The following is a 14671-nucleotide window of genomic DNA, read 5'->3' on the forward strand; positions in this document are numbered from 1 at the left end:
CTATGATGCGCGAGGCCGAGAGGAGCGGACATGTCCCGACGCGATGACATCATCTCTGCGGCGATCCGACTGGCCGAAGCGTCCCCACCCGGACAGGCCACCCTCAGCGTGCGCGCCGTCGCCAAGGAGGCCGGGATCGGTGCCTCGACGCTGCGCCACTACTTCCCCACTCAGACCGATCTGCACGAAGCCATCGCTCGCAGCTCTATGGACACCGCGGTCCAGGACTTCTCGATTGCCGACCCCACCCTGGATCCGGCCGAGCGCCTCTACGAGTGCTGCGCACAATTCCTCCCCACACACGAACACCGCGACATGCAGCTCGAACTATGGTTCACGATGCACCTCAGCGCCCTCGGACCCGATCAACGCGCGGTCTCCCGCAGGCTCTTAGAGTACGGCCACGATTTCACATACGTCTGCCTGCAGCGCTGGCTTGGGATCCTGGCCGCAGAAGGTCATATCGACCCCGCCGAGGTGGCTCCATTGTCGACGGCCATGTTCACCATGCTCGATGGCTTGACCCTGCATTCGATCATCACCCCCGAACGCGTCACCGTCGATGCCGCCCACAACCAGCTCAAGTGGCTCATCGCGAAGGTGCTCACACCACAGGACTGAGGCTCAGCCGAGCACCTCGCTGAGATCGTGGGCGAACTCGCGCGCACGCATGGGCTCGAGGCAGGCGAAACCGACGACCAACCCCGAGGCAATGGACTTCGGCTGACACGGAAACGACGACAAGGTCGAGACTTCCCATCCGAGACCACGCAGGTCCTGCGCCACCTCGGCGTCATCGGCGATCTCCAGGCTCACATGCAGGCCGGCTGCCACACCGAGCACCGGCACCTCCAAGCCGGAGGATTCCATCGCCTGTACGAGGGAGCGGCGTCGATCACGGTAGACCCGACTCGCTCGTGACAGATGCCTGGCAAGGTCTCCACGGGTGATGAAGCCGGCCAGTGCGGTTGCGATCACGGGGCTTGCGACCAGGCGTCGATCCCACATGAAATCTGCGAGCTCGTCGAACATTTCGGCAGGCGGGACTGCCCAGGCGAGTGCCAGACTGGGGCTCAGCACCTTCGAACTCGTGCCGACATAGACGACACAGTCACCCGCTCCCCTCATTGACCGCAGCGCCGGCAACGGCGGAACGCCGAAGCGGAACTCGCCGTCGTAGTCGTCCTCGATGATGATCGAACCGGTACGGCCCGCCCACGCGATCAGTTCGGCTCGACGCGGCACTGACATCCGATACCCGAGCGGGTACTGATGAGCCGGAGTGACGTAGACAAGACTGGCCTTCGAGGGGAGTTCGCCGACTTGCAGTCCGTCCTCGTCGACACCCACGGGCAGGACGTCGAACCCGGCACGCACCATCTCCTCGTAGGCGGCCCCGTAGCACGGCGCCTCCATATAGCAGCGTCGCAGCCCTCGAGCGCGCGCGATCTCCGCGATCGCAGCGAAGACAAGTGCAGATCCCGGCGCAGTGACGATGGATTCGGCACTGATGCCCCGATGACGGCGCAGGTGTTCTGCCATCGCCGAGGCGAAAGTCGGGTTTCCCACATCGCGAGGACTCTCGCGAAACGCCGTCTCCACCGCCGCACGCTTGACCGAGGCGGCCCACGCCCTCATGTCCACCAGAGCAGTATCGGGACGCCCGGGGCGCAGATTTCGGCTTGCAGACCGCATCGATCTGCCCGACCTCCAAGACAAGGCTTCATGCGAAGTGGGCCCCTTCTCGGTCAAAGCCTTGCCACTGAGATGACGGGGACCCCCAGCCGCGCTTGCCGAGCCCGCTTCGACTCCCGCAGCAGCGCCGTTCGCAGCACCCTCGGCCACTCTGGTCCCCGATCCTGGAAACGTCTCCAGATAGCCTGCGGCGATGAGTTCGGCATAGGCGGTTTCGACCAGGGTCCGCGAGCACGACAATTGATGCGCCAGCGCCCGCGAGGATGGCAGCCAGTCCGCATCACCCAGCTGCCTTCCGGAAATCAACTCGATGACCGCGTCGACCAGCGCGGCCGATCGCGGCTGGTCGAGGACGATCGGAAGATGGACCTCGCGGGGTGCCCTTGGCATGAGGGAATTCTATCGGAGACCATTCAAACTGGCTTTCAAGTTTCGTGAATTCTGGCTGTCCTTGACAGTCCGGATAGATGGTTCGATGAAGACATGCTTCATATCACCAGGAAACCAGAACGTCAGTCCACCGACCTCGAGAAGCTCGAGGGGCTCCTCGACGAACAGTGGTGGGGTGTCCTCAGCATCAGCCGAGACGCCGCTACCGGCCCGGCGGTCATCACCATTCCGACGCTCTTCGTGCGCGTCGGCGACCGAATCCTCGTTCACGGATCAACTGGAGCCGGAGTTCTGGGGACAAACAGCACGACGACGCGTGCCGACACCGCTGCGACCATCTCATCAGGCTCCCCCGGAGGCGAGGGATCGACTCCGTCTCCTGCCTCGCTGCCGCTGTCATTGTGTGTGACGTCGATGGACGGTCTCGTCCTTGCCCATTCGACGTTCGACTCCTCGGTCAACTATCGCTCGGCCGTCGTCTACGGGCACCTCGAATCAGCTGCACCCGCCGACCGCGAGGCCCTGCTCCTGAGCTTCACGGACCGACTGGTCCCCGGGCGCAATGCCGAGGTCCGAGCCATGACCCGGAAGGAGATCGCAGCCACGAACGTCTCGGTTCTGCGGATCACGGACGGTCAGTGGGTCTACAAGGAAAGAACCGGCGACGTGGGAGTCCCGGATGAGAACACCGAGGCATGGGGTGGCGTCATTCCGTTCACCACGAGCTATGCCGAGCCCCAGACCGCCGAATGGGCGCGAGGACGCGAGATCCCAGATTCCGTGCGTCAGCTCCGGTGACATTCACCGCATCCCAGCCGCGGCACGGTGAAGGGCCTCGGTGAGTCGGCCGAGTTTCTCCGAGGCGAGATTCCAGTGGTGCCAGTAGAGCGGGACATCGATGTTCGGTTCAGATGAGAGCGGGATGAGGTCTGTGCTGAGATCGCCCAGCTGCATGATGGGGATCAGCCCCCACCCGACTCCCGCCTCGACTGCGGCCGCGAACTCCCACGAGCTGGGCACCACCGACATGGGCGGAATCGTCGCAACTCCGGCGCGCCTGAGATAGGCGAACTGGAGGTCATCGTCTTTGCCGAAGTTCACCATCGGCAGGGACCCGAGGTCCACCTCGGCGATTGATCCGCGACCACCGCTCATGCCGTACTTCGCGAGCAGGTCCCTCGCCGCGACGGCGACATAGCGCATCGTGCCGAGCTTCTGCACCTGGGTGCCGTAACCGCCGACTTCCGCCGAGGTGATGGTGCCCAGCACCTCCCCCGAGGTCAGCAGCGGCAGGGCCTTGTCCTGGTCCGCGACCTCGATGCGGATGGCGATATCGTCCCAGTTCGCCACCTCGGCGAAGATCGGACGAAACCATGTCGACAGCGAATCGGCGTTGACACCGATGCGCAGCACCGTCGGAACTCGTCTTCTCTGGCCAGGCGATTCACCAGCGGCCATGCCGATGCCGTCGGGAGCGTCGACGTCGATGCCGTGTAGGCGGTCCATGGTTTCGGACTCGAGAAGCTCGATTTCCCGCGCATATTTCAGGACCGCTTCCCCCGCCTCGGTGACGGTGATGGGATTCGTGCGGCGGATGAGCACCTGCCCGATGCGGGATTCGAGCGTGCGGATGCGCTGGCTCGTCGCCGACGGCGTGACGCCCAAGACGAATGCTCCTCCTTCCACAGTCCCCTCGTCGACGACGGCAGCAAGAGCCTTGACGTGATCGATGTTCATGAAGCAATTGTGCACCAGATGAAGATTATGTTGTTTTTCTTATCCATTCGCGCGTCATAGTCTGTCTCCGTGCTCACTCATCTCATCAGCGGAACCCTTGCCGGTTGGTCGCTCATCATCGCCGTCGGCCCGCAGAACGCGCTCGTCCTGCGCCAGGGGATTCGGCGTGAACACCTTGGCGTGGTGCTCACGATCTGCATTCTCGCCGACATCGCACTCATCGCGGCGGGCACGGTGGGCATCGGTGCGATCGTACTGTTGGCGCCCTGGGCTCTGGAGATCCTGCGGTGGCTGGGAGTGGCATATCTGCTCTGGTATGCGTGGGGAAGCCTGAAATCTGCGCGCGAGGCATCGGGGCTCGAGGCGGATACACATCAGCGCAGCCTGAAGTCCATCATCGCGACGACCCTGGCTCTGACGTTCCTCAATCCCGGGGTCTACCTCGACACCGTCGTCATGCTCGGCAACCTGGCGAATCAGCAGGGTCCGGACGGAACATTGCCGTTCACGCTCGGGGCGATGTTCGGATCTCTCACCTGGTTCCTCGGCATCGGCTTCGGCGCCCGAGGTCTCTCGCGTTATCTTGCCAAGCCGCGGGTGTGGCAGGTCCTCGACATCCTCATCGCGGTGGTGCTGGTGATCCTGGCGCTCCGGCTGGCCTTCGGATGACGGCGCACTGACCCAGGCAGAGTGGAGGTCATCAGACTCGGATGCAGAAGGGGTGGCCGGCCGGATCGCGCAGAACACGCGAGCGCTCCGGACTGGGCTGCTCAGCTATCCTTGTCGCTCCAAGCCGAACGGCGTCCTGCTCACCAACGTCCAGATCATCGACTGCCAGGTCGAGATGGATCTGCTGCGGTCTTTCATTCGATGGCCAGGTCGGAGGAGTGTACCCATCGACTCGCACGGCACCGATGAAGACCTGTTCCGTCTTGACGGCGCAGAAGTCCGGGGTTTCCAAAGCGACTTCTCCCGCGAGCATCTGGGACCAGAAGCGAGCGAGGACGGCCGGCTCTGCGCAGTCGAGATTGATAGAGGAAATTCGGGCTGAAATCATTGTTTTCTCCTGAGCAGACAACTAGTTCGGCGGCGGCCGAGGGTTTGTGAGTTCTCGCCGACAGGCCCCCCGGTCATGTGACCGGTACGATCGGGACGTCGAGCTGGTCCCGATCTCCATCAGACCCGTGCTCCAATGCCGCGGCAACGGCCTCGTGGGGTGCGCCCAGTCGGATCCCACTTGCCCTATCCAGCATCTCGTAGTGTTCTGAGCCGAGATTGACGTCCAGCGCGGCAAGATAACCCTCGAGATGAGCTGGCGTGCGTGGCCCCACGATGGGGATCAGAGCGGTCCGAGCACGCTCCGCTCGATGCCGCAGCCAGGCAAGTGCCGTCTGGACCGGACCCGTTTCCGCCTCATTCGCTACGGCCAGCAGAGCGTCCAGTATCGACTCGCTCCGGTCACGGCCCGCGCTTTCGTTTTCGGCGGCCTCCCGTTGCCCGCTCAGTCGCCCCGACTCTCCCAACCGGTACTTCCCGGTGAGCAGACCACCGGCCAGGGGAGAATAGGCGAGCATGCCGAGACCATGCGCCTCGGCCATCGGGATCAATTCACGCTCGGCGGAGCGCTCGACCAGACTGAACTCGGACTGAAAGCCCGCCAGCGGCACCCTGCCGTTGAGCTCGGACCGCGTCGCTGCTCCGGCAATTCGCCAGGCCGGAAAGTTCGACAAGCCCGCGTAGCGAACCTTGCCGGCCTGAACCAATCCTTCGAGCGCGTCCAGGATTTCGACCGTCGGAGTGAGCCCGTCGGGAAAATGGGGCATGAACACGTCGACATAGTCGGTGTTCAGCGATTTGAGGGTCCGTTCGAGTGAGCGAACCATCGTCTTCCGAGAATTGCCAGCGGCCCCGGGGTGAACCTGCTCCCCTCTGGTTCCACTGTACTTTGCGATGATCACGTACTCCTCGCGGTCCTGTCCCAGAAGGCCGCCGAGAACAGCTTCGGCTTCGCCCTTCTGATAGATGTTCGACACGTCGAAGGTTGTACCGCCGGCTGCCGTGAACGCGTCGAAGATCTCTTTCGAGCCCGCGAGCCCTGCAGAAGACACAGATGAACCGAAGTTGGCTGTGCCCAACACGTATTCCGAAACTCGCAGTCCAGTTCTGCGGCCGAAGACCTTATATCGCATCCAGAATTCCTCACATGAGTCATGATCGGGTACAGTCGGGAACGTTATCATATAAAACGAACGGTCACTCTTTTATGCCCAAGGTCAGTCAAGCCCACCTCGACGCACGCCGCCAGCAGATCCTCAATGCTGCCCGAATACGTTTTGCCAACCATGGATTCGCTCGGACATCCATGACCGACCTCGTCGACGCCTCAGGGCTGTCCAACGGAGCGATCTACAGGTACTTCAAGAGCAAGAATGAGATCATCTCGGCGATCTGCGATGAGTCGAGCCAGACTCTGCCCACAGAGTTGTCTGCCGATTCGATACGCGACTTCCTGAACGACATCCGCACCCTGGCTCGAGATCAGGATCATGCACGGCTAGTCGCACAGATCTATGCGGAGGCGGTCGTCTCCCCCTCCCTCGCCGCAACCGTGCAAAGTCAGCTTCACGAGCTTCGCACTACCATCGCAATCGCGCTGCCGATCCGGGACCAGGCCACGGCGGATCAGACCGCCGCAGCATTTGTGGCCCTCTGCCACGGCTACACCCAACAGCTCGCAGTCCGCGGCGACCTCGACCCTGAACCTTACGTCACAGCACTGATCGCACTCGTGGAGGCTGCTTCAGACAGCTGACGCAATGCCGGCAGGCGACGGCTCCTCCACGCACCCTGGCGTAGGTCAACCTGGCACCAATGACCCTGCAGTCTCCGTGCTATGTCCATGCCGTTGTGTACGGTCACTCCCATGGACCCTCGTGTCGACTTGCCGCTGCGATCCGTCACCAAACATGCGCACTCCCCACCCACACTCAGCCCCTGGCTGCGTGACCTGCCTGCTGCCCGTGACTTTCTCGACGGCTTCGAGTTCGAGCGCACAACCGTCTTCATCGGCGAGAACGGCTCGGGCAAATCGACACTCATCGAAGCACTGGCCACCGCCCTCGACCTTCCGCACGGAGGCGGCACGGGATGGGAGGTTCGAGACCACGCCGAGGAGGTCCCGGAGTTGAGCGAGCACGTGCAGATTGTGCGCGGTGCGGCTTCCAAGCGCGGCGCGTTCTTCCTCCGTGCCGAAACTATGCACGAGAACATGGCCTACCTGATGGAGATCGGTGCTGGCCGTGGCCACCACTACTCGCAGCAGTCACACGGTGAGATGTTCATCGAGATGCTGACGGGGAAGTTCATGGACTTGGGGCTGTGGGTCCTCGACGAACCGGAAAGCGCCCTGTCCTTCACCGCCTCACTCACCCTGCTGCAGCTCATCCGAGCGCGAGATCGCGCGGGGCTGCAGACCATCATGGCCACCCACTCCCCCGTCCTCGCCCGTGCAGAAGGCGCCAAACTCGTCGAGGTCGGGGAATGGGGGCTGCGCGATTCCACATGGGATCGGCTCGACATGGTCGACCACTGGAGACGCTTCCTCCAGGAACCACAGCGATACCTACGGTATTTCGACGACGATTGACCGGTTCGCCACCCCGGACGACGGGGACGACGCGACGACGGTGACGGCGGGGACGACGGTGACGGCGGGGACGACGGTGCGCGCCGACGCACCGCCGCCTCGGCGAGGATGGGGCCTTATAGCGAAAGGCTCGGGTGCAGCTGGGTCAGCGTGACCGTGCGCTTCCGGCCGCAGACGATCATGGTTGCCACCAGACAGATCGCGGTCATCAGCAACAGGACGACTGCCGACTGAGCGGCGATGAACATATCCCCGCCGGCGATCAGAGTCCGCAAGCCGTTGACTGCGTGGGTCATCGGCAGGAAGGGAGAGATGATCTGGAAGATGCCAGGGGCTGTCTGCACCGGATAAGTGCCTCCAGCCGAGGCGATCTGCACCATGAGCAGGACCAGAGCGACCAGTCTGCCGACTCCGCCCAAGGCCGCGACGCAGAGCTGATGGACCGCGTGGAAGCTGGCCGCCACGAGGATCGAGAACAACAGGGTCCACAGCCAGCTGCCGGCGGAGAAGTCGAGAGCAAACGTGAGCACTCCGTAGAGCACCGCGACTTGGGCTATCCCGAACAGGAGGCCGGGCACGTAGCCGGCCCAGGCGATTCGGGAAGATTTCGCTGATGACATCAGTGCACGGTACGGGATCGCGTTGATGACCATATAGGTGATCATGCCGCCGATCCACAGTGCCAGGGAGACGAAGAACGCGGCCAGGCCCTCGCCGTAGGCGTCTACGGAGTTGTCCTTGAGCTTCTCGGCGTCGACTGGCACAGCAACGACGTCCGAGCGATTCTCGCGGTCGGACTTGTCATAGGTTGGGATCTGCTTGAGGCCATCGGCCAGCTTGTCGGCGAGGTCCCCGGAACCGTCGACGAGCTTCTTCGCGCCCTTGTCGAGTTCGTCCGAGCCGTCAGCCAGCTGTGAGGATCCGTCCTTGAGATCTGCGGCGCCCGTCTTGGCCTTCTCGGTGCCGTCCTTGAGCGCGATGACGCCGTCGTTGAGGTCGCCGGCGCCCTTGGCCAGGTCGCCTGCACCGGCGTCGAGTTTGATCAGCCCGGAGTGCAGGTCGTCAGCTCCCGTGGCCACTTTCTGTGCGCCGTCGTCGAGTTGGCCGATCATCTTGTCGGCCTCCCTGATCTTGCCTATGACGTCGTCGACGGCGTTCTTGACCGGATCCTCGAGATCCTTGGCCTCATCTGCCGCCTTCGACGCTCGCCCGTGGGCCTTATCCAGATCCCCGCCGAGGTTGTCCATATCGTCGGCGAGCTTCGCGACATTCGGATCGTCGGGGTAGTCTTCGCGCAGCTGTGCGACCCGGTCATCCATATCGCCGTTGACCGTATTCCGCGCCGAGTCGAAGTCGTCCTCCGCCTGGTTCAGCTTGGGTCGTGTTCCTTCCACGAGGTCGTCAGCCTTGTCTTTGAGGTCCTCGGCCTTGTCCGTGGCCTCGTCAGCTGTGTCGCGCAGCTGACCCGTTCCATCGGCGACCTGCCCGGCACCGTCGGCGACCTTCTTCGAACCGTTCTTCGCCTCGGTCGTGCTCTTGGCCAGTTTATCTGCGCCGGTCTTCAGATCGCCGCTGCCCTTTTCCAGCTCACCAGCCCCTTCGTCGAGGTCACCGATTCCGTTCTGCAGCGTGCCGACTCCCTTGTCAAGAGTATGAGCACCGTCGGAGAGCTCGCCCGCTCCGTCGTGAAGATCGACGGCACCGTCGTTGAGCTGCCTCGCCCCGTCGACGGCCTTTTTCGTCGAGGAGTGGATGTCATTGAAACCGAGGTAGACCTCGGAGACGTATTCGGCCGTGGTGGTCTCGTTCAGTCCTGATTTGATCTCGTTGAGGATGGTTCCCGCCATCTGGCCGACGATGAAGTTGTGCGCGTCATCGGTGCGCAGGCTCAGTCCTGCCTGCTCGGGATCGTCTCCTCCAGTCGACACGAGTCGCTCGGAGAAGTTCTTCGGGATCTCGAGGACGGCGAAGTACTTGCCTTCGGCGAGGCCGTCGTTGGCTTCCTGAAGCGAGGTCTCCTGCCAGTCGAATCCACCTTCGCCTTTAGGAGTGATCTGGTCGACGAGCTCATCGCCTGCGTGGAGTTTCTCGCCTTCGGAGCTGGGCTTCTCAGCACCTTCGTCGGCATTGACCACGGCCGCCTGGAGCTTGTCGAGGTTGTCGGTCGGCGCCCAGTTCGAGGCCAGGTACAGACCGCCGTAGATCGCGGGGATGACGGCAACGACGATGATCGCCAAGCGAGTGATCGTGTGCCGTTTGAAGCGAGAGAGTTCGAGCCAAGGCAGAGAGAACATCGCAGAAACACCTTATTGTCGGATCAGATTCGGAAAGCCTGTGGAGGCGGAGACTGCTGAGTCGCCGACCTCTGCCGTTGAGGTGGGTGCCTCAGTGCCGGGGATGCCGGGTGAGCTGCAGTGTGCTCACCGAGGCGGGCGAGACCTCCGTACGCAGCGCGTCGAGGACGAGGTCGACATCGGAGGAGTCCTCACAGGAGGCGATCACCGTGAGTGGACTCTCGGGGTCGCGTTTGCGGCGCACTTCCTGGTAGATGAGGATGGCCGCCCAGGCGCGAGCACGGTCTTCGCGTTCACGCAGATAGTCGATGTTGTCGAGGACGACGACCGGGGCCTGGGCGAGGCTGGCGAGGCCGAGTTCGAGAAGGAACTTCTGCAGCTCGCTGAGTTCCGAGACGAAGGCCTTGCCCTCGTCATCGATGAGGAAGTCGGCATCCTTGACGTCAGATGGGGAGAAGTTCCCCTCGGGAAGACGGTCGATCACCTCGGTGGCGGACGTGAAGGTCTCGCGGATGACGTCGATGACCTCGTGCAGGGAGGACTTCGAGACCCAGGGTTTGTACCAGGGCTGAAGCATGATGAGCCGCTCGGCGAGGTGCTGGGCGAGAGTGAAGTCGTTCTCGAGGTCGGTGAGGCCGGCGACGTGACCGACGGTCACCTGTTCACGCACGCGACGGGCCTGTTTGCGAATGTCGAGTTCGCCCACGTGCCCCTCGCCGGTGTCCACGTGCATGCGTCCGGCGATCGAGAGCAGGAGAGATGTTTTGCCGGACCCAGCTGCGCCTTGGATGATGGTGACCGAACCGCGCGGCACGTCGAGGTCGATTCCGGAGAACACGTCTCCCTGCTTTCCCGACATTCCCCAATCGCGGAGGCTGACTTGGCTGATTGCCCGTTCCGTCTCGTCGACGAGCGTCTGTGACGTGCTCTGCATTTCCACTGCTCCCAAGGTGTGCGACTATCTCGACCGTTTGTGCTGGCCACTGACGCCGGGAACGCGGTTGAGGCACGCCCCGCTGCCAAACACACTACGCCGTAAGGGCTCTGACAAAGCCGCCCTGTCTGACGCAGGTCAAGTTACTCCCAAGTAACTATACTGGCCGAAACTGAATATTCTGCCCAAATTTCCTCGGATGTCTCGAATCCCACAAAAAATCGCCCTCGGCCGCTGCGAGGGACTCAACTCTGTCCCGGGGAGCAACACACCCAGCCAGTCTCACGACATACAGTTGCAGCGGTAGGTTTCAGCAGCCCCGGGGCCTCTTGCGAAACGAACTGGATGAGTTAGTGGGAGCTGTGCGGTACGGCACGGAGTGTATGACTTGGCGAGGTGCCTACGGACGGCGTGGCATTGAAAAAGCTGCCGCATGCAGGGTGTGCATGCGACAGCTTCATTTCGCTCAAGTGGCGGGCCGTGTGATCAGAGCCCAACTCAGCCGAGAGCGCTCAGACGATCACACGTCGAAGCGCTGGCCTTCAGGCTTGGAAGGCAGGAGCATCAGAACGAACACGATGATTCCCCCGACGCCTGGGATGAAGGAGAGGAACCAGAATGGACCAGCAAAGTTTGCATCGTGGAGACGACGCCATGAGAGGGCCAAAGTCGGAACGATAATGGCAAGGCCGATGAGGAGCATCAGAATTCCACCGATCGCGGTGAGTGCAAGCGCCCCGCCGGAAGGTCCTGCCGACATCTGAGCACCGTAAGGGTCCGCTGCGGCCATCGAGGCGGCCCCGGCCGTCATGCCGAGACCAATCGAGTAGAGGATGCTGGGAATGAGCTGGATCAGGAAGAGGAACAGTGCCGCCCACCAATACTCGCTGCGCGATGCACGTCCGGAGAACTTGGCGTACTTCTTGAAGAAGCGCTTGACGGCCTGGCCGAATGATGCGCCGTAGAGAGGAAGCGAGAGATCATCGGGGCTGGCCGCCCCACGGATCTGGCCACCAGGACCCATAGCACCTGGGCCAGCGGCACCGGAACCAGCAGGATAGGCGTTGTTCGCGTTGTAGGCGCTGTTCGCGTCGTAGGACATGGTGACCTTCGTGTAGGAAAAATATCGTCTCTGCACAGGGAGTGCAATACCAATTGTGCTACAGAGTGGCCGGAATCCGCGCATTCGCGGTGTTCCAAATCTGGAACGTGAAGTGAACAACTGATTGAACTGTTCGATTGGACCAACCACAACGGCACTTCTACGCAAGAAGCGCCCGAGAAGACTCACCTTCTCGAACGCCGCTGCCGGATCATCTCAGACGAAAATTCGGAGCGCGCGGCTCTTCGCCGCCAAAACTCTCAATTCAGGCATCTCCGCCGGTCAGCGCATAGGCTTCGTCAACCGGTGCTTCGTCGATGTGGCCATCGACCCGGCGCAGAGTCTTCCAGCCGACGGCGATGACGACGACGGCCAAGAACACCACTGCAGTGCCGAAGAAGTACGGTGCTCCGGTGCCGATCGACTCGGAGACGATGCCGGCCACAATCGGTGCGACGGCGCCGCCGATGAAGCGCACACCCGAGTAGGTCCCCGAGGCCACAGGACGAGGCAGGTCACTGACCTCCATCGCCGATTCGGTGAAGACAGTATTGAGCACCCCCAGAATCAGACCGGCCACAATGACGCAGACGATAATGCCGACGAATGACTTGACGAGGATTCCCATCACTGCCAGCAGCACAGCCAGCGCGATCAGCGCGACGACGAGGCTGCGGCGACGTCCGATGCGCTTGGTCAGAAGCGGCGCCCCGAAAACGGAGGTGATTGCCACGCACATGCCCCAGCCGAAGAAGACATAACCGAGGCCCATGGCCCCGAAGTCCTCGATGCCGGCCGTCGCCGCGGCCGCCTCGACAGGGAATGGGCTGTAGGCCAGGAGGATGAAGAAGCCGAAATTGTACAGCAATGCGGCGATGCCCAGCACGAGAACGCCGGGACGCGCAAGCGCCCGGAAGGTGGCACTGAGCTTGATCGGCTCGGGCGAGGTCTTGATGCCGGTGTCGGTCTTCCCGCCGGGCAGCAGGATCACGATGGCGATGAAGCCGATGGCCATGAGGACAGCGGTGCCGAAGAACGGTCCGCGCCAGGAGATTCCGCCCAGCAGGCCACCCAGCAGAGGTCCGGTCGCAATGCCGATGCCCAGAGCCGCCTCGTAGAGGATGATCGCCTTGTCGGCGCCACCGGAGGCAGCACCGACGATGGTTGAGAGCGCGGTGGAGATGAAGAGGGCGTTGCCCAGCCCCCAACCGGCTCGGAACCCGATGATCTGGTCGACGCTGCCAGAGAAACCGGCCAGGGCAGAGAACGCGACGATGAGGATGAGGCCGATGAGCAACGTGGTCTTCGCACCAATCCGGGAGGACACGAAGCTCGTGAAGAACATCATGCCGCCGGTGATGAACAGGTAGCTGGTGAACAGCAGCATCGACTGCGACGGGGATGCGTGCAGTTCGGCGGAGATCGCGGGCAGAATCGGGTCGACCAGACCGATACCCATGAACGCGATGACCGCGGCGAACGCGACTGCCCATACTGCTCGTGGTTGACGCAGAATAGATGGTTCCGCGCCCTCCCCATCCTTCGTCTGTGGTTCGTTACCTGGTGACACGCTCATTGCTGTTCCTGCGCACCCTTTCGTCGATATTTCGTGTTTCGCTGTTGTTGGCCTGATGTGTGTTCGTCAGCCGGTGTGCGTCTCGTCTTGTTGGACTTCGTCAACATCCACGGGATGCTGTTCCTGCAGATACTTCGAGACCAGTCCCAGCGCCCGATGGACGCTGAGCCTGTCGTCGGGAGTCAGAGCCTCGAAGTAGGGCTCCATCCGCTCGACCAAGATGGTGCGGTTCTCGGCCAATCGTGCACTGCCCGCCTCCGTCAGTGAGAACTGTGAGGCCCGCCTGTCACTCGGGCTGACTTCGCGAAGGACGTATCCGGCCTCTTCGAGTCGGCCCAGGACTTTGGTCGCAGCAGGCTGCGAGCACAGGTATCCCTGCGCGAAATGCCCCACCCGGACAGGCTGATACTGCTCGACCACGCTGAGCGCACGCAATGCGACAAGGTCACTTTCATTGCCGACAACTCGCCTCATCGCTCTGGTCAGACGCGAGGAGACAACGACAAGGTCAGTGACGAGCTCCGCAGAATCAACATCATCCATAACTCCTTTATATACCTTAGTTATGCAATTCCACAAGGACTGCATAGCAGCGACGGTGCCGCCGCCCACGACCGCACCCGCGATGCTGGCCCGGCAGAACTGCGGCAGGGCACCTGCGCTTCTCATGTGACGGACATCATGGCCACCTCGGCGAGGGGCATGCTAATCTGTGGTCACATGTTCCGGGGACGGTGAAAATCCGTACCGGCGGTGATAGTCCGCGAGCCGACTGCATTCGTGCAGGAGGTTGACTTGGTGAAATTCCGAGACCGACAGTCAGAGTCTGGATGGGAGGAGCATGGCGACCGCGGTCGCTGTGATTCGGTGCATCCCAGTGCACTGTCGCACACGTCCGCACGCTCTGATAGTTGCACCCGCAATATCCTCCCTCCCGGCATCAGTTCGGGAGGTTTTTTCATGCACGCGGGGTTCACCGATCTCGAAACGACCGCGATGTCCGCTGCCCTGCAGGCCGCGCGAAACGGTCACCGGGGCGCGAATCCTCTCGTTGGAGCCGCAATTCTGACGAGGGACTCGCAGATCGTCGTCGGCCATCATGCAGGCGCAGGCAGTCCCCACGCCGAGGTGGACGCCATCACCACGGCCATCGACCTCGGCGTCGACCTCGCCGCATCCACCCTGTTCGTGACCCTGGAGCCATGCAATCACACCGGCCGGACCGGGCCGTGCGCCCAGGCGATCATCGAGGCCGGCATCCCCGACGTCGTCTTCGCACTGCCCGATTCCAACGGCG

Annotated in this window: 15 protein-coding genes and 1 riboswitch; of the genes, 6 read left to right on the forward strand and 9 right to left on the reverse strand. The window is 62.6% G+C overall.

The window, feature by feature from the left end; all coding sequences use genetic code 11:
* Window positions 1–30: 30 nt before the first annotated feature.
* Window positions 31–621 (forward strand): TetR/AcrR family transcriptional regulator, encoded by a 591-nt coding sequence (locus ACE03M_RS13845; RefSeq protein ID WP_485934532.1) that lies wholly within the window; start codon window positions 31–33, stop codon window positions 619–621.
* 3 nt (window positions 622–624) lie between these two features.
* Here the strand turns inward: ACE03M_RS13845 and ACE03M_RS13850 are convergent, their stop codons facing one another.
* Window positions 625–2085 (reverse strand): aminotransferase-like domain-containing protein, encoded by a 1461-nt coding sequence (locus ACE03M_RS13850; RefSeq protein WP_485934534.1) that lies wholly within the window; start codon window positions 2083–2085, stop codon window positions 625–627.
* Between the two features lie 93 nt (window positions 2086–2178).
* On the opposite strand from ACE03M_RS13850, the gene ACE03M_RS13855 reads away from it, so the two are divergent.
* On the forward strand, window positions 2179–2883 hold the full coding sequence (locus tag ACE03M_RS13855; protein WP_485934536.1) for a pyridoxamine 5'-phosphate oxidase family protein: 705 nt from the start codon (window positions 2179–2181) through the stop codon (window positions 2881–2883).
* Window positions 2884–2886: 3 nt separating this feature from the next.
* Here the strand turns inward: ACE03M_RS13855 and ACE03M_RS13860 are convergent, their stop codons facing one another.
* On the reverse strand, window positions 2887–3822 hold the full coding sequence (locus ACE03M_RS13860; protein ID WP_485934538.1) for an ArgP/LysG family DNA-binding transcriptional regulator: 936 nt from the start codon (window positions 3820–3822) through the stop codon (window positions 2887–2889).
* 69 nt (window positions 3823–3891) lie between these two features.
* Here ACE03M_RS13860 and ACE03M_RS13865 point away from each other — a divergent pair, with 69 nt between their 5' ends.
* Window positions 3892–4491: a LysE/ArgO family amino acid transporter gene (locus ACE03M_RS13865; protein WP_485934539.1), complete on the forward strand. Its 600-nt coding sequence runs from the start codon at window positions 3892–3894 to the stop codon at window positions 4489–4491.
* Between the two features lie 31 nt (window positions 4492–4522).
* Here the strand turns inward: ACE03M_RS13865 and ACE03M_RS13870 are convergent, their stop codons facing one another.
* Together ACE03M_RS13870 and ACE03M_RS13875 are read right to left on the reverse strand one after the other, a co-directional pair.
* A complete protein-coding gene (locus tag ACE03M_RS13870; protein ID WP_485934541.1) occupies window positions 4523–4879 on the reverse strand; it encodes a VOC family protein in 357 nt (118 codons plus the stop codon).
* Between the two features lie 73 nt (window positions 4880–4952).
* Window positions 4953–6011, reverse strand: a complete 1059-nt coding sequence (locus ACE03M_RS13875) for an aldo/keto reductase (RefSeq protein WP_485934543.1) — start codon at window positions 6009–6011, stop codon at window positions 4953–4955.
* 74 nt (window positions 6012–6085) lie between these two features.
* On the opposite strand from ACE03M_RS13875, the gene ACE03M_RS13880 reads away from it, so the two are divergent.
* On the forward strand, window positions 6086–6634 hold the full coding sequence (locus tag ACE03M_RS13880) for a TetR/AcrR family transcriptional regulator (protein ID WP_485934544.1): 549 nt from the start codon (window positions 6086–6088) through the stop codon (window positions 6632–6634).
* Between the two features lie 111 nt (window positions 6635–6745).
* Window positions 6746–7468, forward strand: coding sequence for an AAA family ATPase (locus tag ACE03M_RS13885; RefSeq protein WP_485934546.1), 723 nt, complete (start codon window positions 6746–6748; stop codon window positions 7466–7468).
* A gap of 116 nt (window positions 7469–7584) precedes the next feature.
* Here ACE03M_RS13885 and ACE03M_RS13890 read toward each other — a convergent pair whose 3' ends face one another.
* From ACE03M_RS13890 to ACE03M_RS13910, 5 genes are all read right to left on the reverse strand, one after another.
* A complete protein-coding gene (locus tag ACE03M_RS13890; protein ID WP_485934548.1) occupies window positions 7585–9762 on the reverse strand; it encodes a YhgE/Pip family protein in 2178 nt (725 codons plus the stop codon).
* A 91-nt stretch (window positions 9763–9853) separates the two neighbouring features.
* Complete coding sequence (locus ACE03M_RS13895; RefSeq protein ID WP_485934550.1) at window positions 9854–10696, reverse strand: ATP-binding cassette domain-containing protein; 843 nt, start codon at window positions 10694–10696, stop codon at window positions 9854–9856.
* A 520-nt stretch (window positions 10697–11216) separates the two neighbouring features.
* The gene (locus ACE03M_RS13900) at window positions 11217–11798 is read right to left on the reverse strand and encodes a DUF805 domain-containing protein (RefSeq protein ID WP_186292956.1); all 582 of its coding nucleotides are present in this window, start codon (window positions 11796–11798) and stop codon (window positions 11217–11219) included.
* A gap of 265 nt (window positions 11799–12063) precedes the next feature.
* Window positions 12064–13374 (reverse strand): MFS transporter, encoded by a 1311-nt coding sequence (locus ACE03M_RS13905; protein ID WP_143920873.1) that lies wholly within the window; start codon window positions 13372–13374, stop codon window positions 12064–12066.
* Between the two features lie 66 nt (window positions 13375–13440).
* Entirely contained in the window at window positions 13441–13917 is a 477-nt protein-coding gene (locus ACE03M_RS13910; protein WP_485934552.1) for a MarR family winged helix-turn-helix transcriptional regulator, read from the reverse strand.
* A gap of 174 nt (window positions 13918–14091) precedes the next feature.
* Window positions 14092–14220, forward strand: a riboswitch (FMN riboswitch).
* A gap of 114 nt (window positions 14221–14334) precedes the next feature.
* Between ACE03M_RS13910 and ACE03M_RS13915 the strand changes: the two genes are divergently transcribed.
* Window positions 14335–14671 (forward strand): deaminase (locus ACE03M_RS13915; protein ID WP_485934554.1); only part of this gene is annotated, 337 nt, incomplete at its 3' end.

Source organism: Brevibacterium sp. AGC70 (assembly GCF_057334195.1).

Bases quoted from the DNA above. Each gene is read 5' to 3' on its own strand.
- ACE03M_RS13895 (WP_485934550.1), bottom strand. From the start codon at position 10,696: ATGCAGAGCACGTCACAGACGCTCGTCGACGAGACGGAACGGGCAATC.
- ACE03M_RS13850 (WP_485934534.1), bottom strand. From the start codon at position 2,085: ATGCCAAGGGCACCCCGCGAGGTCCATCTTCCGATCGTCCTCGACCAG.
- ACE03M_RS13900 (WP_186292956.1), bottom strand. From the start codon at position 11,798: ATGTCCTACGACGCGAACAGCGCCTACAACGCGAACAACGCCTATCCT.
- ACE03M_RS13890 (WP_485934548.1), bottom strand. From the start codon at position 9,762: ATGTTCTCTCTGCCTTGGCTCGAACTCTCTCGCTTCAAACGGCACACG.
- ACE03M_RS13845 (WP_485934532.1), top strand. From the start codon at position 31: ATGTCCCGACGCGATGACATCATCTCTGCGGCGATCCGACTGGCCGAA.
- ACE03M_RS13875 (WP_485934543.1), bottom strand. From the start codon at position 6,011: ATGCGATATAAGGTCTTCGGCCGCAGAACTGGACTGCGAGTTTCGGAA.
- ACE03M_RS13905 (WP_143920873.1), bottom strand. From the start codon at position 13,374: ATGAGCGTGTCACCAGGTAACGAACCACAGACGAAGGATGGGGAGGGC.
- ACE03M_RS13885 (WP_485934546.1), top strand. From the start codon at position 6,746: ATGGACCCTCGTGTCGACTTGCCGCTGCGATCCGTCACCAAACATGCG.
- ACE03M_RS13880 (WP_485934544.1), top strand. From the start codon at position 6,086: ATGCCCAAGGTCAGTCAAGCCCACCTCGACGCACGCCGCCAGCAGATC.
- ACE03M_RS13855 (WP_485934536.1), top strand. From the start codon at position 2,179: ATGCTTCATATCACCAGGAAACCAGAACGTCAGTCCACCGACCTCGAG.
- ACE03M_RS13860 (WP_485934538.1), bottom strand. From the start codon at position 3,822: ATGAACATCGATCACGTCAAGGCTCTTGCTGCCGTCGTCGACGAGGGG.
- ACE03M_RS13910 (WP_485934552.1), bottom strand. From the start codon at position 13,917: ATGGATGATGTTGATTCTGCGGAGCTCGTCACTGACCTTGTCGTTGTC.
- ACE03M_RS13870 (WP_485934541.1), bottom strand. From the start codon at position 4,879: ATGATTTCAGCCCGAATTTCCTCTATCAATCTCGACTGCGCAGAGCCG.